At 38.3% G+C, this 23,579-nt stretch carries 24 protein-coding genes; 11 read left to right on the forward strand and 13 right to left on the reverse strand.

Annotation, left to right across the window (positions count from 1 at the left end; translation table 11 throughout):
• Positions 1–27: 27 nt before the first annotated feature.
• From AC6FXG_RS00210 to yedE, 3 genes are read right to left on the reverse strand one after another with little or no spacing between them, the layout of a single operon-like run.
• Positions 28–264 carry a putative Se/S carrier protein gene (locus AC6FXG_RS00210; RefSeq protein WP_500571083.1) on the reverse strand — a complete coding sequence of 79 codons (237 nt, stop codon included), beginning with the start codon at positions 262–264 and terminating at the stop codon, positions 28–30.
• Between the two features lie 15 nt (positions 265–279).
• Complete coding sequence (locus AC6FXG_RS00215; RefSeq protein WP_099950311.1) at positions 280–486, reverse strand: sulfurtransferase TusA family protein; 207 nt, start codon at positions 484–486, stop codon at positions 280–282.
• Positions 486–1,541: a YedE family putative selenium transporter gene (gene yedE, locus AC6FXG_RS00220; RefSeq protein ID WP_500571084.1), complete on the reverse strand. Its 1,056-nt coding sequence runs from the start codon at positions 1,539–1,541 to the stop codon at positions 486–488. Before yedE ends, AC6FXG_RS00215 begins: the two co-directional genes overlap by 1 nt.
• Positions 1,542–1,715: 174 nt before the next feature.
• On the opposite strand from yedE, the gene lplA reads away from it, so the two are divergent.
• The 7 genes from lplA (at position 1,716) to AC6FXG_RS00255 (ending at position 10,280) form a co-directional block, all read left to right on the forward strand.
• Complete coding sequence (gene lplA, locus AC6FXG_RS00225; RefSeq protein WP_500571085.1) at positions 1,716–2,684, forward strand: lipoate--protein ligase; 969 nt, start codon at positions 1,716–1,718, stop codon at positions 2,682–2,684.
• A 4-nt stretch (positions 2,685–2,688) separates the two neighbouring features.
• Complete coding sequence (lipA, locus tag AC6FXG_RS00230; RefSeq protein WP_500571086.1) at positions 2,689–3,600, forward strand: lipoyl synthase; 912 nt, start codon at positions 2,689–2,691, stop codon at positions 3,598–3,600.
• 17 nt (positions 3,601–3,617) lie between these two features.
• Positions 3,618–5,012, forward strand: a complete 1,395-nt coding sequence (gene lpdA / locus AC6FXG_RS00235) for a dihydrolipoyl dehydrogenase (RefSeq protein WP_500571087.1) — start codon at positions 3,618–3,620, stop codon at positions 5,010–5,012.
• A 451-nt stretch (positions 5,013–5,463) separates the two neighbouring features.
• Positions 5,464–6,822, forward strand: a complete 1,359-nt coding sequence (brnQ, locus tag AC6FXG_RS00240; protein ID WP_500571088.1) for a branched-chain amino acid transport system II carrier protein — start codon at positions 5,464–5,466, stop codon at positions 6,820–6,822.
• 383 nt (positions 6,823–7,205) lie between these two features.
• Positions 7,206–9,353, forward strand: a complete 2,148-nt coding sequence (gene nrdD, locus AC6FXG_RS00245) for an anaerobic ribonucleoside-triphosphate reductase (RefSeq protein ID WP_500571089.1) — start codon at positions 7,206–7,208, stop codon at positions 9,351–9,353.
• A complete protein-coding gene (nrdG, locus tag AC6FXG_RS00250) occupies positions 9,353–9,847 on the forward strand; it encodes an anaerobic ribonucleoside-triphosphate reductase activating protein (RefSeq protein WP_500571090.1) in 495 nt (164 codons plus the stop codon). The genes nrdD and nrdG overlap by 1 nt, the downstream gene beginning before the upstream one ends.
• Entirely contained in the window at positions 9,834–10,280 is a 447-nt protein-coding gene (locus AC6FXG_RS00255) for an ASCH domain-containing protein (protein ID WP_500571091.1), read from the forward strand. The genes nrdG and AC6FXG_RS00255 overlap by 14 nt, the downstream gene beginning before the upstream one ends.
• Before the next feature lie 103 nt (positions 10,281–10,383).
• On the opposite strand, the gene AC6FXG_RS00260 is transcribed toward AC6FXG_RS00255, so the two are convergent.
• The 5 genes from AC6FXG_RS00260 to AC6FXG_RS00280 are packed head-to-tail and all read right to left on the reverse strand — an operon-like array spanning position 10,384 to position 13,447.
• Positions 10,384–10,986, reverse strand: coding sequence for a thymidine kinase (locus AC6FXG_RS00260; RefSeq protein WP_500571092.1), 603 nt, complete (start codon positions 10,984–10,986; stop codon positions 10,384–10,386).
• Between the two features lie 12 nt (positions 10,987–10,998).
• Entirely contained in the window at positions 10,999–11,244 is a 246-nt protein-coding gene (locus tag AC6FXG_RS00265; RefSeq protein ID WP_099950322.1) for a hypothetical protein, read from the reverse strand.
• Positions 11,244–11,852 (reverse strand): DUF1700 domain-containing protein, encoded by a 609-nt coding sequence (locus AC6FXG_RS00270; RefSeq protein WP_169922821.1) that lies wholly within the window; start codon positions 11,850–11,852, stop codon positions 11,244–11,246. The genes AC6FXG_RS00265 and AC6FXG_RS00270 overlap by 1 nt, the downstream gene beginning before the upstream one ends.
• A 4-nt stretch (positions 11,853–11,856) precedes the next feature.
• Complete coding sequence (locus tag AC6FXG_RS00275) at positions 11,857–12,306, reverse strand: hypothetical protein (RefSeq protein ID WP_500571093.1); 450 nt, start codon at positions 12,304–12,306, stop codon at positions 11,857–11,859.
• Between the two features lies 1 nt (position 12,307).
• Positions 12,308–13,447 carry an FtsW/RodA/SpoVE family cell cycle protein gene (locus AC6FXG_RS00280; RefSeq protein WP_500571094.1) on the reverse strand — a complete coding sequence of 380 codons (1,140 nt, stop codon included), beginning with the start codon at positions 13,445–13,447 and terminating at the stop codon, positions 12,308–12,310.
• Between the two features lie 54 nt (positions 13,448–13,501).
• Here AC6FXG_RS00280 and AC6FXG_RS00285 point away from each other — a divergent pair, with 54 nt between their 5' ends.
• Both AC6FXG_RS00285 and fusA read left to right on the forward strand, forming a co-directional pair.
• On the forward strand, positions 13,502–14,425 hold the full coding sequence (locus AC6FXG_RS00285; protein ID WP_500571095.1) for an epoxyqueuosine reductase: 924 nt from the start codon (positions 13,502–13,504) through the stop codon (positions 14,423–14,425).
• Positions 14,426–14,601: 176 nt separating this feature from the next.
• Complete coding sequence (fusA, locus tag AC6FXG_RS00290; RefSeq protein WP_500571096.1) at positions 14,602–16,662, forward strand: elongation factor G; 2,061 nt, start codon at positions 14,602–14,604, stop codon at positions 16,660–16,662.
• A gap of 397 nt (positions 16,663–17,059) precedes the next feature.
• Here the strand turns inward: fusA and AC6FXG_RS00295 are convergent, their stop codons facing one another.
• The 5 genes from AC6FXG_RS00295 to pssA are packed head-to-tail and all read right to left on the reverse strand — an operon-like array spanning position 17,060 to position 21,846.
• A complete protein-coding gene (locus AC6FXG_RS00295; protein ID WP_500571097.1) occupies positions 17,060–17,614 on the reverse strand; it encodes a hypothetical protein in 555 nt (184 codons plus the stop codon).
• Entirely contained in the window at positions 17,611–19,110 is a 1,500-nt protein-coding gene (locus AC6FXG_RS00300) for an NAD(P)/FAD-dependent oxidoreductase (protein ID WP_500571098.1), read from the reverse strand. Before AC6FXG_RS00300 ends, AC6FXG_RS00295 begins: the two co-directional genes overlap by 4 nt.
• A complete protein-coding gene (locus AC6FXG_RS00305) occupies positions 19,101–20,600 on the reverse strand; it encodes a hypothetical protein (protein ID WP_075573903.1) in 1,500 nt (499 codons plus the stop codon). The genes AC6FXG_RS00300 and AC6FXG_RS00305 overlap by 10 nt, the downstream gene beginning before the upstream one ends.
• Entirely contained in the window at positions 20,588–21,295 is a 708-nt protein-coding gene (gene deoD, locus AC6FXG_RS00310) for a purine-nucleoside phosphorylase (protein ID WP_075573902.1), read from the reverse strand. The genes AC6FXG_RS00305 and deoD overlap by 13 nt, the downstream gene beginning before the upstream one ends.
• Before the next feature lie 14 nt (positions 21,296–21,309).
• Positions 21,310–21,846: a CDP-diacylglycerol--serine O-phosphatidyltransferase gene (gene pssA / locus AC6FXG_RS00315; RefSeq protein WP_075573901.1), complete on the reverse strand. Its 537-nt coding sequence runs from the start codon at positions 21,844–21,846 to the stop codon at positions 21,310–21,312.
• A 74-nt stretch (positions 21,847–21,920) separates the two neighbouring features.
• Here pssA and AC6FXG_RS00320 point away from each other — a divergent pair, with 74 nt between their 5' ends.
• Together AC6FXG_RS00320 and AC6FXG_RS00325 are read left to right on the forward strand one after the other, a co-directional pair.
• Positions 21,921–22,616, forward strand: a complete 696-nt coding sequence (locus tag AC6FXG_RS00320) for a phosphatidylserine decarboxylase (protein WP_500571099.1) — start codon at positions 21,921–21,923, stop codon at positions 22,614–22,616.
• A 63-nt stretch (positions 22,617–22,679) separates the two neighbouring features.
• A complete protein-coding gene (locus AC6FXG_RS00325; RefSeq protein ID WP_500571100.1) occupies positions 22,680–23,579 on the forward strand; it encodes a hypothetical protein in 900 nt (299 codons plus the stop codon).

Below are 23,579 nucleotides of genomic sequence, written 5' to 3' on the forward strand. Positions count from 1 at the left end.
GTTTTAAAATTTCACATAAAAAAAGAGTTATGAAATTTTTTCATAACTCTCTCCGTTTTGTTTGTAGATGCCGTCGGCATCTATTTTGTTTGTTTCTAATAGGTCTTTGATTTTGTCAGGCTCTAGGTCTGTTTTACCAGCCAGGCCACAGGAGCTTGAGATTGCTCTGGGGACTGGGATGAGTCTGAACTCTAGCTCAACTGCCTTGGCCTTTTCCTCTAGGAGGAGGGCGTCAGTCAGTTGGTGGACTGTTATGATATACATGTATGTCCTTGCCTATTATTTGCTAGCTGTGATGGTTGCTTCGTCAGCAACTTCTTTCACTGTAACTGTGTAGCCAGCGTTTGTTAAAAATCTGGATACGTTTTCCTTACATACTTCTGTGTCAACTAATACTTCGATTTGTTTTTCGCCAGCGTCTGCTGCTTCTTTGGCAAGCACTACTGGTTCTGGACAGCTAAGTCCTCTTGCGTCGATATTTTTCATTATGCTTCCCTCCTTGATGTTGCGGCTATGATTAGGGCAACACATAGGCCAATGATTACTGCGATCATTCCGTTAGTTGGTACTCCTTTTGGGCTAGCTGCTAGTCCAAAGTTGTGGCAGAATGCAGCACCTGTGATAAGTCCGAGAACTGTAACAGCTGCATCTTGGTCGCCTTCGCCAGATAGGATTGTTTGTCTGATTGGGCATCCACCAAGAAGTACTGATGCAAGTCCAACTAGGACCATGCCTAGGAAGTTCCATAGGTGGTTGGAGTGGGCAACTGGTTGTCCTTCAAAGCCTAGGTTAAAGTTACCTGCGATTAGGTTAACGATAAGTGCACCTACAATTACGCCTACAAGTCCCATTAGTGGGGCGTAGTCTTTGATTAAAAATGCGTCTCTAAATCCTGCTGCTGTGCAGAGTCTAGTTCTTTGTAGGATAGTTCCAACAACTAGTCCTGCGATCAGTGAAATGATAATTGGAGCGTGCATTGAGCCAGGTCCTTCTTCACTGAAGAAAATAAAGCCAGGTTTAACTAAGAGTAGGATTAAGAGTGCACAAGCGATGGCTGGCATAATGCATGCGCCAATTTTTGATTGCTTGTGAGCTCTGCCGAGTGAGAATCCTTTTTTGATAAAGACGATTCCGATTAAGATACCTACGATATAGCCTAAGAGTCCAACGATTGCGTTTAAGTCTCCGCCGCCAATTCTAAGTAACATTCTAAGTGGGCATCCTAAGAATACAAGGGCACCAATCATCAAGAAGAATCCGAGGATAAATCTGATCATTGGGCTGCTGCCGCCGCGTGATTTGAAGTCTTTACCTATAATAGATGAAATAAATGCTCCTAGTACAAAACCTAAAATTTCAGGTCTGAGATATTGTACTACTCCTGCTCTGTGTAGACCAAGTCCGCCTGCAACGTCTCTCCAGAAACATGCAACACAGATTCCCATGTTTTTAGGGTTTCCCCATACTACTAACAAACCGCCGATTACGCCGATGATTAGGCCAGCGATAAGTAATGTTAGTTTTCTGTTTTTAGTTTTCATAATATACCTCCTTAAGCTAATTATATATCATAATTTAGCCTATTACCAATAAATTTTATCTATAGCATTGGCGGACCTATAGATTTATTTTATGGGGCAAGGGAGGTTTTAAGTGCAATAAATTTAATTGTGCAAAAAAATAAAGTTTTATGTTATAATATTAGTGGTGATAAGATGATTTATATTGAAAACAAAAGTGTAGACCCCAGCTTTAATTTTGCTTTGGAGGAATACTTTTTAAAAAATACTGACCAGTCGGTCTTTATGATTTGGCAAAATGAGCCAACGATTTTAATTGGCCGCAATCAAAATTTAAAATTGGAAGTCGATACGGACTTTACAGGAAAGAATAATATTCATATTATAAGGCGGCTATCAGGAGGCGGAACTGTCTACTGCGATTTAAATAATTGCCAGTATTCTATTATTGGCAAAAATACTGGTGAGGCGAATTCATTTCAGACTTTTGCAAGGCCAGTGGTTGAAGCCCTTAAAAAATTGGGATTAGACGCAGAGTTTACTGGCAGGAATGATATTTTAATCGACGGCAAAAAGGTCAGTGGCAACGCCCAGTACAAGTGGAGAGATAGGATTATCCACCACGGGACCCTTTTGTTTGGAGCGGACATGGACCTCTTGCAAGGGGCCATCAAAACTCGTGATATAAAATTTGTAGACAAGTCCGTTAAGTCAGTTTCATCTAGGATTGGGCAGATTGGATCTATGGTCGATATGGACGTTCAAGAATTTATAAATTATATTCGCGATAACTTAATCGAATTTCACGATATTAAAGAATTTCGTCCGCCGACAGAGGCTGAGGTGGAAGAGGCCAATAAATATTTAAAGAATTTTCCAGACCTGATGAATGACCAATCAAGTTTAGAGGCCCAGCACTATTATGCGGTTAAATATCCCTTTGGTTTGGTGGAATATTTTGTGGAGATCGACGGAGACCAAATAGAAAATATAAAAATGGCCGGAGATTTTTTTGAAGAAAGAGATATTAAAGAATTTTTATCTGGATTAAAGGGTATGAATATAAATGAGTTAGCTACGGCTAAGCTCGATATAGAAAAATATATTTTAGGTTTTAAAGAAGAATATTTTATAAATGATATTTTAAAGGCTATTAAGGAGTGATTTTATGGCATTAAAAAAGCCCGAGTGGTTGAAGATTAAACTCCAGGGCAATCAAAATTCAAATACAGTCGAGCACACTTTGGGGGACTTTTCATTAAATACAGTTTGCCAGGAGGCAAATTGTCCAAATAAAATGGAATGTTACGCCAGACGGACGGCAACTTTTATGATTATGGGTAAGAATTGCACACGCAATTGTAAGTTTTGCAATGTGACTACCAAGAGGCCAGAGGCTTTGGATCCAGAGGAGCCCAAAAATGTGGCCATAGCTGTTAAAAAACTGGGTCTCAAGCACGCAGTTATAACTTCTGTGGACAGGGACGACCTAAAGGACGATTACGGCGCTTATCATTTTGCGGCTGTGACCAGGGAGATTAAAAAATTAAATCCTCATACTACTGTTGAATTGTTGATTCCAGATATGCACGGGGACAAGAGGCTCTTGGATATTATTTTTGCAGAAAAGCCAGACATTATTAACCACAATGTGGAAGTGGTCGAAGAGTATTTTGATTACATTTGCCCACAGTGCGATTTGGATATGAGCTTGGAAGTTTTGCGTTATGCAAAGGAAAAGGGTTTTATTACCAAGTCGGGAATGATGGTCGGTTTTGGTGAAACAGAAGACATGGTTATAGATATGATGAGGAGGCTGAGGGAAGTGGATTGCGATATGCTAACCATTGGCCAATATTTGCAGCCATCCAGAAAACATATAGAGGTCAAGGAATATGTCACACCTGAACAGTTTGACAGGTACAGGGACATAGGCCTTGAAATGGGATTTAGGTCAGTTAGCTCGGGCCCATTTGTCAGGAGCTCCTACCACGCAGAGATGCTGGAGGACACGAGTGAAGGCTTATCGGCAGAAAAACAAAAATTACAAGATAAATTAAATGAAACGGCACATGCTTAAAGGTGAAGGAGGTAGAGATGAAAATTATTATTATCGGAGCAGGTCCTGGCGGTTACGAAGCTGCTATTAGGGCTGCACAATTGGGTAACGAAGTTGTATTAATCGAAAAAGGTCACACTGGTGGCACATGTTTGAATGTTGGTTGTATTCCAACCAAGACCCTGGTAAAGATTGCTGAAACTGTAGACTCTGTTAAGGACGCTGGCAAATTTGGTGTTATGACAGGTGACTACAGTTTAGACGAAGATGTAATTTTCAACCGCAAGGCCCAAGTTGTTGATGGCCTAAGAAAGGGCGTTGAATTTTTATTCTCAGGTTACAAAAACATGGAATACGTTCGCGGCTTTGCTAGCTTCAAGGATGAAAAGACTGTTGAAGTTAAGACAGATGAAGGCGTTAAGGAATTTACAGGCGATGCAATTATAATTGCAACAGGCTCTAAGGACCAAAAGAATTTACCTGGATCAGATTTGCCAAAGGTTTTATCCTCAACTGATCTCTTGAATTTAAAAGAAATTCCAAAGTCCATGATAGTTATTGGTACAGGTGTTATCGGCCTTGAATTTGCAAGCATATATTCACGCTTTGGCACAGATGTAACAGTTATGGGCAATAATCTATTAAAGGTGGCTGATGGTGAAATTCAAAAGAGATTAAATTCTGTTTTGAAAAATGAAAACCTCAAATTTGCAACCAAGCAAAGAGCTCAAAAGATTGAACAAGACGGCGACATGCTCAAAGTTACGACCAAGATGAGAGACAAGGATGAGTTTAAAGAGTACACAGCTGAATACGTTTTAGTTGCCATGGGTAGAGACTGCAACACAGATGGATTAAATGCAGAAGCTGCTGGCGTTAAACTCGAACGCGGCGGAGTTGTGGTCGATGAAAACTTCGAAACAGCAACAAAAAATATCTACGCAATTGGTGACGTTGTCTACGGCAATACCCAACTTGCTCACTTGGCAAGCGCCCAAGGTATTAGCTTGGTTGAAAAATTATCTGGTCTTGAACCAAAGACAGATTTGGAAATCGTTCCATCAATCGTCTTCTCAATCCCAGAAATCGCCATGGTTGGTAAGACTGAAGAAGAATTAAAAGAAGAGGGAATTGAATATGAAAAATCCAAATTCCTCTACGCTTCAAACTCAAAGTCAGTTTCAGCAGATGAAACCGCAGGCTTTATCAAAATCTTAGCCTCAAAAGATGGCAAGGAAATCCTTGGCTGCCACATAGTTGGTGCCTACTCAGATTATCTGATCCACTTCGCAGCTATTGCTATGAATAATGGCATCGGCGTTGAAGGATTGTCAGATATGATCTACGCTCACCCAACTGTATCGGAACTGTTTATGGATGCGGTACAGATTTTTGAAGGGAAGAGTATCAACACTCCCGGCGGCGGAAAATAGTATTTCGCGTTAAATTCGCGATAAAGGCTTGTTTCGAAATGTCGCTCACTGCGGAGGGCACTCGAGCCCACCTCATTCGCAACATTTCTGTACATCGCCTTTCTCATCGAATTTTCCAGCGAAATACGGTAGAGATAAATAAAAATATGTTAATGAAAAATAATCGGTATGTAGCGGCAATCCTTTATGGTTGCCAAAACCGATTATTTTTTTATTTTTAAAAATTAAGAGAATTTTATAATGGATGAACATATTTCTCCTATGGTTATTGTTAAGAATGTTTTTAATTATGCAATCATAAAATTTTATTAAATTCATATCCAATAACATCCGCCGTCATTACTTTACTTATTTAAAAAGTTTTAAAGAAAAATTTAAAAATTTATAAATAAGTACTTGAATCGAAAGTTAACATCTATTATAATAGTATATTGAGGAGGGATCTGGTGAAATGAATAAGAAGAAAAAGGATACTTTGATTACGGGTTTCGCACTTTTTGCGATTTTTTTAGGGGCGGGGAATTTAATTTTTCCACCAACACTTGGTTACATAGCGGGAACTAAATGGGCCAGCTCAATGGCTGGTTTTATGTTGACGGGCGTTGGTCTTCCGGTTTTGGGAATTATAGCTGCGGCTAAGGCTGGCGGCAGGACCATTGACGTTTTTAAACACTTAGGACCCAAGGCTGCAAATATTATGACTTTTATAATTATTTTGGCTATTGGACCATTACTTGCTATTCCTAGAACAGCAGCGGTTACTTATGAAATTGGTGTTAAACCTGTATTTGGTATAAGCCCAGTTATTTCTGCAGTTGTATTTTTTGCAATTGTTTTATATTTTACTTTGAATGCTATGTCTGTAGTCGACAAGGTCGGATCCATTTTAACTCCAATTTTGATTGCAGTGCTTGCGATTTTGATTATAGTTGGGGTTACAAATCCTATTGGCTCGCCTGTTGTAACTGGCAATACAAAAAACTTCTTGAGGGGTTTTGAAGAGGGCTACCAAACTATGGATGGTATTGGTTCTTTGGTTTTGGCAACTATTATTATTCAATCTATTGCCCAAAAGGGTTATGAGGAAAGAAAAGACCAAGTTAGGATGACTTGTATTTCGGGTTTTATAGCTGCTCTTGGTTTATTCTGTGTATACGGCGGCTTTATTTACTTGGGTGCAAGTTCTTCTGGAGTTTTGCCAAAAGATTTATCCAGGGCTGAGCTCGTTATAGAACTGGTAAATGGCATTTTGGGTTCATGGGGCGGAGTTATTTTAGGCCTGGCAATTTCCTTGGCATGTATCACAACAGCTGTTGGTTTGACAGCAACTGCAGGAAATTTTTTTGAAGCTGTTTTTAACCACAAGGTTTCATACAAATCAATAGTTTGGATCACCTGTGCTTTCTCAGCTTTCTTTGCAATCAATGGCGTAGATACCCTGATTGCCTTTGCTGTTCCAATCCTTACAGTAATTTATCCGGTAACGATTGTCCTCATAGTTATGAGTTTGGCTGACGATTTGATCAAGCACAAGTCCGCTTATAGGGGGGCATGCTTGGGAGCCTTTATAATGTCTCTAATTCAAAATATTTTAAATGCAGAAGATAGTATAAATAGATTTTTGGAAGCGATAAGGGTTAGTCCATTCTTTGCTAACATCACACCTGAGAGAGTAAACTTTGACACGCCAATTTCAATTATTGAATCATTGCCACTGGCATCTCAAGGTTTTGGTTGGATTATTCCTGCCATAGTTCTTGGCGTGTCTTTTGCAATTTATGAAGCAAGAAAGAGCAAGAAAGCTTTATAGTAAATTAAAATTAAATAATTTTTTAGAGCTAGGCAAGATTTTTTAAGGGTCAGGCCTGGCTCTTTTTATTTGAAAAATATTTTTTATAAATTGCAATTATAGTCTACGATTTTAGTCTGATAGCGCTTAGACCCATGCACAATATGTAGAAATCTTAACAATTGATATTTTCATCTTCCAAAAGGCTTGGTAATCCGCTTTTTATAAAAAATAGTTCAAAATACGCACAATATATTGTATATTTTTTTTAAAAATATGGGCAAAAAGACTTGATTTATTTTTGTGGACCTGCTAATATAAACTTAGTCAACATAGTGTGGCTGATAAATTTGCCCACAAGATATTGTGGATACTTATAAAAACATTTCAGGAGGATCAGGAAGATGAAGGTTATCAAGCGTACAGGCGAATGCGTAGATTTTGATAAGAACAAAATCGTTGTTGCCATAGAAAAGGCCATGCACTCATCATCGGGTGTTTACGAAGAAGGACAAGCAGAAAGAATTGCAAATGAAATTGAAGATTTTGCTCGTGTTATAAAGGAGCCAATGACAATTCACGGGATTGAAGAGCAAGTTTACTACAAGCTTTTACAATACAATAACCCTGCGACTGCTAAGGCCTATGAAAGCTATAGGTCTGTACAAGCTTTTAAGCGTCAGATAAATACCATTGACGATGAAATTGTAGGAATTTTAAATCGTTCCAACACTAGCGTTATGGATGAAAACTCCAACAAGGACGCAAAGATCGTTTCAACACAACGCGATCTCATTGCAGGGGAAGTTTCTAAGGATATTGCTCGCAGAATTATTATGCCTACAGATATTGTAATGGCCCACGATTCTGGTGCCATCCACTTCCACGATATGGATTACATTATCCAACCAATGTTTAACTGCTGCCTGATCAACCTCAAAGACATGCTGACCAATGGAACTGTTATTAACGGCAAAAAAATTGACAGCCCAAAGTCTTTCCAAGTTGCATGTACAGTTACAACACAAATTATTGCCCAAGTCGCCAGCGGTCAATACGGTGGCCAAAGCATAAACGGCATTGATACTATCTTAGCTCCCTTTGTTAGAAAGAGCTTTAACAAATATCTATCAGCTGTAACCGAAGAGCAAAGGGAAATTTACGGCATGGAGCCTGACCTTGAAAAGGCTGAAGAAATTGCTTGGAAGAGGACCAAAAAAGAAGTTAAAGATGGGATCCAAACCATGCAATATCAAATCAATACCCTGATGACAACCAACGGTCAAGCACCATTTGTAACTCTCTTTATGCACTTTATGCCTGGTTTTGAATATGAAAAAGAAGCTGCACTGATCCAAGAGGAAATTTTGAACCAAAGGCTTGAAGGCATCAAAAATGAAGCTGATGTTTATGTAACTCCAGCTTTCCCTAAATTGATTTATGTCCTGGACGAACACAATGTTCATGAGGATTCAAAATATTATTATCTAACAAAACTCGCTGCAAAATGCACAGCCAAACGCATGTATCCTGACTACATTTCAGCCAAGAAGATGCGTGAGCTCTATGAGGGCAATGTATTTTCACCAATGGGCTGCAGGAGCTTCCTGGCCCCATGGAAGAACGAAGACGGCGAATATGTATTTGATGGCCGCTTCAATATGGGCGTGGTTTCACTAAACTTGCCACAAATTGGAATTTTATCTGGTGGAGATGAAGATAAGTTCTGGGAAATTTTGGAAAAGAGACTAGAACTCGTCAAAAAAGCTCTGATGTTTAGATATGAACTCCTAGAAAATGTAACTAGCGACGTAAGTCCAATTCACTGGCAATACGGAGCCATTGCAAGACTAAAGAAGGGTGAAAAGGTCACCAAGCTCTTACAAAATGGTTATGCTACAATCTCCATGGGATACATCGGCCTCTATGAAGCCACAAAACTTGTGACAGGCAAGTCACACACAGATCCTGAGGCTAAGGAATTTGCTTTAAAAGTTATGCAAAGACTTAGAAAGGCCTGCGATGATTGGAAGGCTGAAACACATCTGGGCTTTGCCCTTTACGGCACACCAGCAGAAAGTTTGACCAATCGTTTCTGCCAAATCGATAGAAGGCGTTTTGGAGAAATCAAAGACATCACAGACAAGGGTTATTACACCAACTCCTACCACGTAGACGTTCGTGAAAATATTTCTGTCTTTGACAAATTTGATTTTGAATCCGAATTCCAAAAACTTTCAACAGGTGGCATGATTTCCTACGCTGAAATTCCAAATATGACCAACAATATTGAGGCGGTCGCAACACTTGTAAAATATATTTATGACCACATTGCCTACGCTGAATTTAATACCAAGAGCGACTACTGCCATGAATGTGGTTTTGATGGGGAAATTAAATTAAATGATGACAATGAGTGGGAATGCCCAAATTGCCATAACCACGACAAGAGCAAACTCACAGTTATTAGAAGGACCTGTGGATACCTGGGAGAAAATTTCTGGAATGAAGGCAGGACCAAGGAAATTGGTGCAAGAGTCCTCCACATATAATGAAATATTCACAAATTAGAAGATACGATGTGGCAAATGGCGAGGGAATACGGTCGACTATTTTTGTCACCGGTTGCACTCACGGCTGCAAGGGATGCTTCAACCAAGAGTACTGGGATTTTAATTACGGAGACGAATGGGACCAAGAGGCAACCGACAAAATTATTTCCTATCTCAAGGACCCAAATGTTTCTGGACTTACCCTGCTGGGTGGAGAGCCAATGCAAAATTTGGAACTCACAAATGTTTTGAGGGATATAAAAAAAGAGGTCCAAAAAAATATTTGGATTTACTCGGGCTACACCTATGAACAAATTTTAGCCGATCCCAAAAAACTAGACCTCTTAAAAGAGTGCGATATCCTGGTCGATGGATTATTTGTAGAAAAATTAAAAAATCTAAAATTAAAATTCCGCGGCAGCGAAAACCAAAGGATAATAGATATAAAAAAATCTTTGGAAAGTGGGGAAGTCGTTATCTATGAACCAAAATAAAATAGAAAAATACTTTGAGGAATTTAAAGGAAATTCAAAGGCAATTCTTGGCGAGGCTTTTAAATTTGGCGTAGATCCAGATAAACTTGCAGCCTTAGTTGTAAGTGGAGAGAAGACCCTGACTTGCAGTTTAAAAATTCTCTATGAATATGAAGATGAAGAACTACCTAGCCTTCATAAGGATAAATATGATGTCGTTCTGAACGGCAGGGATGAGCCAGTTTGCATAATAAAAACGAAGAAGATTTATGAGATTAAATTTTCTGAGGCAGATGAAAGCATTGCAATAAAAGAGGGAGAAGGCGACAAGACATTAGCTTACTGGAAAAAATCTCACAGAGAATTTTTTGAAAATGAATTGAAAAAATTTGGGAAAACCTTTGAAGAAGATATGTTAATTGTGGTTGAAGAATTTGAATGCGTGTATGTATAAGGGCTTGCAAAATGCAAGCTCTTTTTTTACGATGATTTATAAGAACAAATTTAAGTTTTAACCAATAAAAAAGTTGCAAATTTTACTTTGCAACTTATGTTTTTTAGTCAAATTTTAATTGGTTTTTGTTGGCTGCTTGCTTTTCTTTTTCCTTGTTAAAGCAAGTCCGACATAGGGGCTCGTATATATCCGATGAGCCGAGGACAAGTCTGTCTGCATTGTCGACTGTCCTGTGTGACACCCAGGCGTCAGATCCGCACTTGGAGCAGACGGCGTGGTGTTTTGTTACATAGTCGCTGATGGCAAAGACTCTTTCGGTGACATCAAAGGGTGTGCCCAGGTAGTCCATATCAAGTCCTGCTAGGACGATTGTGAGTCCACGCTTGAGAAATTTATTTATCAGGTCGATAAATTCGTCTCTTTGGTCATTTAAAAATTGGATTTCATCAACGGCCAGGACATCTGGCTTATTTTTTTCAACCAAGCTTAAGAGTTCGTCCATACTTGAAAAAGTTTCTGCGGTCAGGCCGAGCTTATCGTGGGTAAGTATATCTTTTTTGGAATATCTTTTGTCAAAGCTAGGCTTGGTCGCAAGGACCTTGTAGCCTGCGATTGAAAAACGGTTTACTTCTCGAAAAAGGGCCGATGTTTTGCCCGAAAACATTGACCCACAGTGTAAAATTAATCTTCCTTTGTATTGGTGCATTAAATTCTCCCTCTAGAACATATTATTTATTATATAATCTATATTGTAGATTAGATTATCTACATTTTCGTAAATTTGGTCTCCAGTATATTTAATCCAGTCGTATATAGGATAATATTCTATATCTTCATAGTTTCCGTAGGAAGATTCAGCCAGGAGTTTTTTGGCGGCTCCTAATTCGTTAAAGGAGAAGGATATAATTCCTACAACTAGGCCAAGGAGAGTTATAATTGCTATTATACTTATTAATTTTTTCATTATTCATACCTCCTGATAATGCTTGCCAGATTTGAAAACATAAGTGTGATCATCTTTATATACCAAACTAGGACATAGATTAGGCCAATTAAGAGTAAAATGGCAAGTCCTATTAGTCCAATACCTAGGGCAATGCTGGTTAGTGTCGAAAGGATAAGTTCGTATCCGTTAATATAGACGACCTGATAGAGAATGCCCGATAGGCCAACAGCTCCCAAGGCAGCTGGTGCTGCAAAGAGGCCAAGGACTAATAGGAGTCCGATGATGCTTACCGGTATGGCTATAATATTTATTAATATTTTGCCAATCAGTGATAAGAAAAGAATTCCTGCGCTTCTCTTGACCCTAGTTGGTTTTTCGCCTTCTTGGATTTTTTGTATCTCGTCTTGGCTCATGGTCTTTGGTTTTATATCAAACTTTTGCCTCAAGTCTCTTGCCAAGAGAACTGGATTTCCAAGTTCGGAAACAATATCAGTTTCTCTTTTATTTTCTGCCAAGGCTTGGTTGATAATATTTTTGTAAGTGTTAAGAATATTATCTATATAAGCTTGGGGCACGGTTTCAGATCTCAGTGATTTTTCTAGATTGGATAAAAATTCATTAATCATAATATCACTCCTTTGTTCCATCGGTTATTTGTGGCTGGTCTTCGTCGATAATTTCCACGACTTCATCCACGTGTATGTCTCCACTCACATCTGCATCTTCGTCGATAACTTCATCGATGTGGCTGATAACTGGAGTGGATTTGGTATACTGGCTCTTGTTGTCGGCAAGTGATGGCTTTAGTTCAGCTTGGACTAAGTTTATATATTCAAGTCTGCCGTCTACAACATTTTTCGCGTATTTTAAGCCCTCAGGACTTAAGACCAGCCTTTTATCTCCATTGTTAACTTCTTCTATAATATTTCTTTCTTTGAGCTTAATTAATTCTACAACTACATCTGCAGAAGATATATTAAAATCTTTTAAGTTATTAAAAATATGGTATTCGTTGACATTTGAATTCATATTTTTAAGCATGTAGTTTAGAATAAGAGCTTCTGTAAAATTTATATTCATATTACCTCCCGCTTAATAAATTTTCTATTTGTGCACCGGGCACTTTTACTTCAACTTCCTTATGGTATTTTATACCCAATACCAGGCCAATGCAAATCAAATTTGCCACCTGAAATGTTCCCCCGTGGGAAACAAAGGGAAGTGGAATACCTGTAATTGGCATTAGATTCATTGTCATCGCAATATTTTCAAAGATATGGATAAAAAACAGGGCGACAACGCCAGATATTAAAACTCTGGAATAGTAATCCGAATCTTTTGCAATAAAAATCATCCTAGTAATGAGTAGTCCGTAGAGACTGATGAGGATTATTCCGCCAAAAAATCCCAGCTCTTCACCAATAACTGCAAATATAAAGTCAGAGTGCTTAAAGGGCGTATAGTTGGAATTGTTTTGCACGCCTTTAAATAATCCTGTACCCCAAAATTTGCCAGAGCCAATGGATATTTTTGACATATAACCTTGGAGGCCCTTGCCCAAGATATCGCTCTCTGGATCTAAAAATACAAAGATACGGTCGCGGGCGTAGTCTGGCAGGCGGGACCAGTAGATTGGTATGCCAACAGCTAAAAGACCCAGTGCCGCCAAAATATATTTGAAATTGAGTCCGCCAATAAAAAACATAACTGCAATTATTCCAAAGGTGACTATGGCTGTACCATTGTCAGGTTGTTTTAAGATAAGGGCAATTGGAATAAGGGCCAGGACTATTAAAATTAAAAGAACTGGCAGGTCGTTAAAACGATCTTTGGCCCTGTTCATAAATCCCGAAAGGGAAACGATAAGTCCAACTTTTGCAAATTCTGCTGGTTGAAAAACATATCCGCCAATGTCGACCCAGCTCTTTGATCCGTACATTTCCTCGCCTAAGAGTAAAGTATAGACCAAGAGGCCAACGCTTAATAAATATATTAGAAAATCCAATTTTTTAAATAGCTTTGGAGGCGTAAACATCAAAACAAACATTGCTCCCAGTCCCAAGAGGGTAGCAACGTATTGGCCTTTCATATATGATGCCTGGGCCTCGTATGAATTTGTTGAAGATTTTAATATTAAAAGACCAAATACCAGGAGGGCTAGAGTGATTAAAATCGTGATGTACTCAACCCTTTGAAATGGTCGTTTCTTGTTAAAAAACATTTTATCACCAGATTTATTATACCATATTTTTAAAAAATATGGTAATATAAGACTATGAAGAAAAATGATAAGGCGATTGAATTATTAAAGAATATGGGCCTTGGTCCAATAGCAATAGTGGATGCCGATAAGTATATGAAACCTGAAGGCTACAAGGAGATGGCAGGATATTATTCAAAGGCCATGGAAGAATTTACGGCTCTAAGTTCGGGCAGCATTATTGTAATGTGCATACCCTATAAGCATGAGAAGAAAAGTAAGCTCATGTCTATGGGGTCTTTGTCGACCGATTATCACAGGGTCTTTGAGGGCCTGGCAGAAGACATAAAAAATGCAGGAGTCCTGGGAAACTTCAAGGCCTTTACAGATACGGGCCCGCTTTTTGATAGGTCGGCAGCCTTGATTTCTGGTTTGGGTTTTAAGGGCAAGAATGAATTTGTTATAAATAAAACTTGCGGCACATATTTTTATATTGCTTATTTGTTAACTGAAGAAAAGTTTGAAGAGTACAGTGAAAATATAGATTACGATTGCGGGAAATGCGATTTGTGTATGCGGGCTTGTCCAACGGGGGCCATCAACCAAGGGCGATTTAAAGCTGAATTATGTCTAAGCCATCTGACACAGGCTGTGGAGATCGACGAGAAATTTTTCCCATATATAAAAACTCTTTACGGCTGCGATATTTGCCAAAGGGTTTGTCCTTATAACAAGGATACGCGACTGGGCCTCAAGGTTTTTGAAGTGGATGAGGACATTGATTATGAAAAGCTTTTTGCTATTTCAAATAAGGAGTATAAAAAAATATTTGGAGACAAGGCCTTCTTTTGGCGGAAGAGAAATATCATAAAGAGAAATGCAATTCTTAGAGCGGCAAATTTGGGGCAAAATATTGACGTATATATAAAAATGGAAGAAGAAAAGGGAAATGATTATCTTTTTTCAGCCATAAAATATTATAAAGATTTGAAAAAATAAATTTTATAAGGAGATTTGATCTCCTTTTTTATTTGCAAAATAAATCCGTAGAAACTTTTTTGTAATTATTTGTTAATTTTACTGTACAATTTTTTTCTTCTATGTTATAATAAAGTTGTAAGATAAAATTATAAAAAAGAATTACATATTTGTAATTCATTTGAAGGAGGAATAATATGAAAGCATTTACAGCTGATAAAATCAGAAACGTATCACTTTTGGGACACTCGAGCTCCGGTAAAACTACTTTTACTGAAGCACTTTTATTTGCAACCAAGGTCGTAAATAGACAAGGTCGCGTAGAAGACAAAAATACAGTCTCAGACTTTGACCATGAAGAAATGGAAAGAGGAGTTTCAATTGGAACATCAGTTATTCCTATAGAATATAAAGATTACAAGTTTAATATCTTAGATACTCCAGGTTATTTTGACTTTATCGGTGAATGGTACGGAGCCAAGAGGGTTTCTGACGGATCAATTATCGTAGTTGACGCTCAATCAGGCGTTGAAGTTGGAACAGAAAAGGCTTGGAACAACGTTGAAAAATATAATACTCCGCGTATAATATTTTTAAATAAAATGGACAAGGAAAATGTAAACTTCGAAAAGACCTATCAACTTATGAAGGCAAAATTGGGCGACAAAATTGTTCCATTTACAATTCCATTTGGTGATGGGGAAAACTTCACAGGTTATGTAGACGTCCTTGATAAAAAAGGCTATCAATTTGACGGCATGGATGTTAAAGAAGTTGAAGCACCAGCTGACAAATTAGAGCTTTGTGCAAAATACCAAGACGCTCTAAACGAAATCGTAGCTGAAAGCTCTGAAGAACTCATGGAAAAATATTTCTCAGGCGAAGAATTCACCAGGGAAGAATTTGTTGGCGGTTTAAAAACTGCTATTGCAACTGGTGAAATGGCCCCACTATTTGTGGGCGTTGCCACAGAAGGCAAGGGCGTTTTGAGAGTGCTTGACGCAGTTCGCAGATATATTCCTTCACCTGCAGAATCAGGTCCACACAGAGGTATTTGGAACGAAGAAATTATCGAACGCGAAACCAAGGACGACGATTTCTTCTCAGCAGAAGTCTTTAAGACAATAGTTGACCCATTCGTAGGAAAGCTAACACTATTTAAAGTTATAAGTGGTACTTTGGACAAGAACAGCCACATCTTTAACTCCACCAGAAAAGAAGACGAAAAACTCGGCGGCCTCTTCTTCTTAAGAGGTAAGAACCAAGTTGAAACAGACATCGTACGCGCTGGCGATATAGCAGCTACTTCAAAACTCCAATATACAAAGACTGGGGACACACTTTGCGAAAAGCAAAATCCAATTGTTTATGAAACACTCAGATATCCTGAACCAACCTTATTTATGGCAGTATATCCAGTTAAGCAAGGCGACGACGAAAAGATCGGCACCAGCTTGAATAAATTGGTTGAAGAAGATCCTTCATTTATCATTGAAAGAAACAAAGACACCAAGGAACTCTTGATCGGTGGTCAAGGAAATATGCAAATCCAAGTTATCTCAGACAAATTGAAATCCAGATTTGGCGTTGAAGTTGATTTGAGAAAACCAAAGATTGCCTATCGTGAAACCATCAAGAAAAAAGCAGAAGTCCAAGGTAAGCACAAGAAACAATCAGGTGGTGCTGGCCAATATGGTGACGTTTGGATTCGCTTTGAACCATGCGAAGAAGACTTTGTATTCGAAGAAGAAGTATTCGGCGGTGCAGTTCCAAAGAACTATTTTCCAGCTGTTGAAAAGGGTATCGAAGAGTCCATGGAAAAGGGAATCTTGGCAGGCTATCCTGTAGTTCACTTAAAGGCAGTCCTCTACGATGGATCCTACCACGATGTTGACTCAAACGAAATGGCCTTTAAGATTGCTGCTCAACTCGCCTTCAAAAAAGGTATGGAAGAAGCGGGACCAGTTTTACTAGAACCTGTTGTCAAAGCTGAAATTTCAATTCCAGAAGAATACTTGGGCGATGTTATGGGCGACATGAATAAACGCCGGGGCAGAATCTTCGGTATGGAACAACAAAGAGATGGCTCACAAAAAGTTATAGCTGAAGCTCCACACGCTGAAATGCTTGACTACGCGATTGACCTAAGGGCCATGACCCAAGCAAGAGGATCCTTCAAGATGGAATTCGTTAGATACGAAGAAGTCCCTGCAAACTTGGTCGACAAAATCAAAGCCGAAGCAGGTATGGAAGAATAAAATAAGAAAAGTAAAAGCTACCCATGGGGTAGCTTTTTTGTTGGAAAATTATGAAGGAGATGGGTAAAATTAATTTTTAAAAATAAACAAAATTTTTTATGTATCAGATTGCATTAATGCCCAAGAGAGCGAGTGATAACGATGCTAATCGGTCCGTAGCGGCTAACTTTATGTTAGCCAAAACCGATTAGCGTCGCTCGATTGGCAAGCGTTGACTCATGCAACCTATTTATCAAGAAAACAAAATTTCTGTAGTGTCCGATTTATTTCGGACAATAAATTTTGTTTGATTGAATGCAAGAATCTGAGAAAAATATTGATCATATTCATTTAAAAATGGCTGCCATAAAGGCAGCCACTACAAGGTTCTGATTATTATTTAGATTTTTAAATTCAATTAATTAAATTCTTTGTGTCTGAGGAATTTGTAGAAGGAACTTACCAAGAGTCCTATGATCACAAAGCTTAGGATGTAGTATCCGTAGATTGTCAAATTCCTAACAGCCCTGTCTTGGAGAACGAGAACTGATATAAAGAAAATTGCATATATAATTGTAAGTATTAGATTGTTTTGTGATTTGGCCTTGTGGAGTTCGGCTAGGCTTTCCTTGTAATTGAAAACTGGCTCGCGGTTGGTGGATTTTACCAGCAGGTAATTTGCATTTTCCCTGGTGGCAGGCTTTACTTTTGTAATTGATTGGCCGATGACCCTTAGGGGAATTTCTTCAACACTTAATTCTACATAGCCACATCCGTCCTTGCGGTAGTAGTCGCGAAGGGCTTGGGTGTTTTCGTCGATTAAAAAATTATAGGTCTTGACTGATTCTTCCAGCAAGAGCTTGCCATCTTTGACATCAACGACTTCATATCCGTGTCTGGTTATTGTGTCCAGATCATGTTTTAATAGTTCGGGATATTCAATATGTTTTGCTTTAATTTTAAACTCTTTCATAATACCTCCAAAATTTTTTCTGCACATTTTAATCCGTCCAAACCTGCGCTTACAATTCCGCCGGCATATCCTGCGCCTTCTCCGCAAGCGTAGAGGTTTTTAATATTGGTCATAAATTCTTCATTTCTTTCTATATTGACAGGGGAACTGGTTTTTGATTCGACAGCAGTTAAAATTGCGTCGTCTAAAAATCCATGCATCTTATTGTTCATAGCCAGCAAGCCTTGTCGGAGCTTGTCTGATATTTTGTCCCCGTAAATTTCATCTATTTTTACATAACGGACTCCAAGCGGATAGCTGGGTCGAACTTCCTTTAAAGTTTTTGCCTCTGACTTATCTAAAAAGTCCTGGACGTGGATAGCTGGAGCTGTGTAATCTTTGCCGCCAAGCTCAAAGGCTCTTTTTTCGATTTCCTCTTGGAAGGCGATTGAGTCCAAGGCCTTTGTATAATTATTTATAGTTGTGACTATGGCCGAGTTTGCATTTCTAAGGCCACGATTGTGATAGCTCATTCCGTTTACACACAGGTGATTGGGTTCGCTAGAACTTGGAACGACAATTCCACCTGGGCACATGCAAAAGCTATAAACTCCGTCGCAGGCTAGACTGTATTCGCCTTTAAAAAGTCTGGGGTGGCCAGCATAGTTTTTGAATTGAGATTTGTCTACAAAGGTTTGTAGGTGCTCAATCCTAAAGCCAATTGCAAAGGGTTTTGCATTTAAATGCAGGCCGTCAGATATTAGATTTTTAAAAGTGTCCCTAGCTGCATTGCCAATAGCTAAAATTATTTTGTCGTAATAGATGGGCTTGCCATCGACAATAACCGCCTTGGCAGATCCATTTTCTATTAAAATGTTATCGACCCTGGTGTTAAAATAAAATTTAGTTCCAGCGTCTTCCAGGTCTTTTCTAAAATGCTTGATGACCTCACGCAAAACATCTGTTCCGATATGAGGCTTGTGCATGATAGTAATTTCTTCATCGGCCCCGTATTTAAAGAGAACTTCTTTTATATATTCCTTGCGGGCATCCTTGGATCGGGAAGTGAGTTTGCCGTCTGAAAAAGTACCGGCTCCTCCTTCACCAAAACTTATATTGGAGTTTGGATTAAGGTTTCTACTTTTTAAAAAGTCATTTACATCTCTGACCCTTTGGTCAACGTCACCGCCACGCTCGTATACATGGACTGTGGCCCCTGTATTTTCTAGGACGTGGGCAGCGTAAAGACCGGCAGGACCTGCACCGACAATTGCAATTTTTAGGTCGCATTTTTTATCTGGCAGCTGATAAGGCTCTGGCATTTGGCTGGAGTCCTTTAACTTTTTGTCAACGTTTACTGCAATTTTTAAATTGAATTTAAGAGTCTGCCGCCTGGCGTCAAGGCTCCTTTGTATTATCTTGTAATCCTTGACCTTAATGCCATATTTTTTGGAAATTTCTTTTTGAATTTCTTTGTCATCGTAGTCTAGGCTGGTATTTATATTTATTAATTGCATTTAAAAAGCCTTTTTATCCCTTCAATCATAAGGGCAGGATAGGTTTCGAAGTGGTATTTTTCATCAAAGGTAAATTTGCCGTCTTGGATTTTGTTTATACCTCCAACATTTACAGTTGGAATCGAAAGCTTTGCCGCATTATTAATCCTGTGATATTCTTCGGGCCTTGCCATTGGAATAAATTTGAGAGATTCTTTTAAGTCCCTGTAGTCTTCGCTTAAATTTAAATAGGAGTGATAGCTCATATCAGGATAGAAAAATCTCCTTTTGATAGTTGGTTTAACTGTATTTATGGCAGATGTAAAAGACAGCATCAAATCCCTTTGTAGGGTGTTTGTTCCAGTTATATCCACCCTTTGGCTTGGAGCTTCTTCAAAATAAATTATAATTATGGGCTCATCTGCCAATTTGTGTTTGTCGTAAACATTTTTTACAAGCTGCAACCTGAGTTCTGAGAGCGGCAGGTCAGGGGACCGATTTATTTTATCTTCTACATCATTTCTAAGAGAAGATAAGACAGAATTGCCCCTTACTGTGATAATTTCATTTAAATATTCATCCCAAGTGTAGACTTTTGGTCTGATTTTAAGGGGACTAAAGGGAATATTTCTCTTTAGGCAGTAGGAAGCATATTTTGTATTTAATTCTGCTATGGCCTTGTTGTAAGAATTAATGACTAAGTTTTTTAGATTATTCATATAGGCCTTTAAGTCTTGGCTTACAGTAGAAGTCATAAATGAAGTATAGCCCCATGCAGAGCTTTGAACTTCTGTGCCTCCTGGTACAATAAACCTATTTACATATATGGGCTCAGAAACTTCGTTTTGATAGTTGTCCATCAAAACAGAATTGAGAGTTAGGTCGCGGGCAAAAGTTGAAAGCATGTAGCTTGGATCCAAGCCTTCATCAAAGAGAAGGGTGCGGACTGTTTTGCCTGCCACAAAAATTGCTGGCTTAATAATGGCCTGGGCACCAAAAAATATGGCTTCTTCGCCATTGGTTAAAAATGAGTGGGTGGTAATGGCAGCTTTAAAATTATAACCTTCCTCTTTCATGGACATAATATATTTTACTGCCGATTCCATGCCCTTGTTATTGCCGTAGCGGTCGCAGATATTTAAAATCATTACATTGCCATCAAAGTCTGTCTTTGAAAGCTCATCCAAAACTACAACATTGGATGCAAGAGTGGATTTAATTATCTTGACATCGGACTTGCTGTATTTGCCAGTGAGTTGTGGTTCGTCAATGGTGTTTATTATAAGGACAACATCCTTGTTATCTCCCTTTTGAACCATGGCCATTTGATTGAACCTGACAAATTCATCTTCGTCTGTGGCTAGGAGCTTGACATTTTCAGGATGGTCTTTAAAGTAATCCAGGCCCAAATATATATTATAAAGGGCCTTGGCAATGTCGACCTCTCCGCGATCATAGGTCAGTGCATCAATATTTAATAATTCTTCAAATATTTTCTTTACTTCAAGCATGATTCTAAAGCTATTTCAATCATATCGTTAAATGATTTTTGCCTTTCTTCTGGTGTTGTGATCTCGCTTTTGTGGAAGGAGTCACTAACTGTAAAAATGCCTAGGGCTTTTTTATTTAGATATTGGGCGATCAAATATAAAGCATAGGATTCCATTTCTACGCCAAGCACTCCCATCTTTTCCCATTTTTTCCATTCGTCGGAATCTGCATTATAGAAAATGTCGGATGAGAAAATGTTTCCAACATGAACTTTTTTATTCATTTCGCGAGCAGCTTGGACAGCTTTTTCAAGGGAATCAAAGTCTGCAAGAGCTGCAAGATTGCCCGGAAGATTAAATTGGTGGGCAAAATTGCTGTCGCTGGAAGCCCCTTGGGCAATGATGACATCAAAGAGATCCAAATCTTTTTGGTAGGCTCCGCATGAACCGACTCTTACAATTTTTTCTACATCATACATTGTGTAGAGCTCGTGGGCGTATATTGCAAATGAAGGAATGCCCATGCCGCTTCCCATTACGGAAAATTCGTGGCCCTTGTAGGTGCCAGAGAAGCCTAGCATATTTCTAACTGAGTTAAATTGCTTTACATCTTCCAAGAAAGTTTCTGCAATGTGCTTGGCCCTAAGTGGGTCTCCTGGCATTAAAACTGTTTTTTTAATATCGCCTTTTTTTGCTTCATTATGTGGTGTTGACATATAAATTCCTCCTCTTATTTCTTCTTAATTTTAATTTTACTAACCATAAACAAGGCCAAAATAAATTCGGCTATTATAATTGGAATGATTCCGATTTTGTGACCAAACATTAACATGGCTACTATTATTAGTCCTGCAATTGGAATTGGCATGCCGGAAAATGAATTGTCCTCGTCCATGCCATCTACATTAAATCTGGCTAGCCTAAAGGCGCCTGCACAAATGTAAATCATGGTGGAAATGCCTCCGATAATTCTAATATTTCCTTCAAGGGGCATAATCCTAAAAGTATAAACCAGGATTGCTGGAGCAACTCCAAAGCTTATTACATCTCCCATGGAATCCATTTGCACGCCAAGCTCTGAATCTGTATTTAATCTGCGGGCCACCTTGCCATCATATCTATCAGCGATGCTGGCTATGATTATAAAGGCCATGGCCGTTCTAAATTTTCCATTCAAACTCATTATAATTGAAATTGCACCTGCAAGCATGTTGCAAAATGTGACAAAATTTGCAGCGTTGTCATGGAAAAACTTTTTATTTTTCATTTTTTTCTCCTTATGGTATAATATAGTTTAATTATACAAGAAAAGAAAAAAACTATCAAGTAATAGGAGCGGCGATGAAGTTATTAGTCAGATTTTGTAATTTAAAAATTATTAATAAAATTTTTTATTTTTTAGTCAATACAAGATTTTCAAAAATTTTTATTCCAGCATTTAGGAGGCATTACAAAATCAATAGCCAAGAAATTTTGCAAGGACAAAAATTTAAGTCCCTTAACGATTACTTTGCCCGGGCTATTGATATGGATTACAGGCCTATGGGAGAGGGCAAATATATTTCGCCTTGTGACGGAGTAATTACTGCTGGCGGAAATATATCTCATGGTATGACTTTTGAGGTCAAGGGAAAGATGGTCGATGTCAAAACTCTTTTGAATAAAGAGGCCCATGTAAAGGCCTTTCAAGTTATTTATTTGTCACCCCACAATTATCACAGGTTTCATGCTATAGACGATAACGAGGTTATTGATAAGTATGAGCTGGGCGACAAGAGCATACCCGTAAACGACCTTGGCTTTGAAATGGGAAATCCCTTTTTAGATAATTACAGGGTAATTCTTGAGACCAAGAATTATTTTTACATTGCAATTGGAGCTACAAATGTAAACTCTGTTAAATTTTTTAAAGATAAATTTAAAAGAGGGGAGACCATTGGCGAATTCAGATTTGGATCGACAATTGTAATTCTTTACAAGGAAGAAATTGAAGGTTTGAAGCTGGGAGAGATTAAAGTTAGGGAAGATCTCATTTAACTTAGTTGATTATTTTTATATTATCTGTTAAAATATCAATGATAAACCCTTTGGGAGGAATGTATGAAAAAAAGAAAGATTGCAAAAATTTTATTGGCGGCAATGTTAATCACTGGTTGCAATAGGGCAGTACAAAAACCTGAAGAACCTGCAAATACAATTGTCGAAAGGGATGAAGCGGTTAAGGAACTGCCATATGATCCAATAAGTTTAATTAATTATATAAATGAAAATATTGCCAAGGTAGACGATAATAAAAAGGAGCTTTATATTTTAACTCTAGAAGACACCTTGGTTGTCAATTTAAATATTGTAAGTGGAGTTGTAAATTCAGATGAATGCAAGGGAGAACTTTCCTTTGTCAAGGATGGAGAAGTTTTAAGCGAATCCGACATTGAAAAAATTGAAGACTCCTCCATAAAAAATGAAATACAAAAAATCTATGATATGTACTATACAGTATTCAAATCAGGCGACAGCTTTGTACCTGGCGTAGACTACGAAAAGATTTTAAAATTAGTAGACAAGGATAACAAAGCCTTGGCCGATTACTATAGTATTAAGCTTGAAGAAAATAAAAAGCCAACTCTATTTAAGGGCCAAGTTATGTTGAGCCCACAAGATTTATTGGCTAGGATTAACAGGATAGAGAAGTTTGTTATTGACAACAAAGATTTCCCAAGGAATATGGATTTTGTTGCCAGATACCAATCCTGGCTTTATGTGCTATTAACTGGGACTGCATCTAGTCCGCTTGTGGATAAAGATGGCAAGCTAATGAAGGAATTTGAAGACTTAGAAAAAAATTTGGAAGCCAAGACCATTGCTGACCAAACTTTTTTGGATGGCATGTACTATATCCACAAAAATAATAATAAGTTCGACGATGAACTAATGGATGAGATCAGAACTCTTGTCAGACAATCTGTTTTTGACCTCAAGGATAGAGCGGAGATGAAATAA

The organism is Ezakiella massiliensis (genome assembly GCF_059862345.1).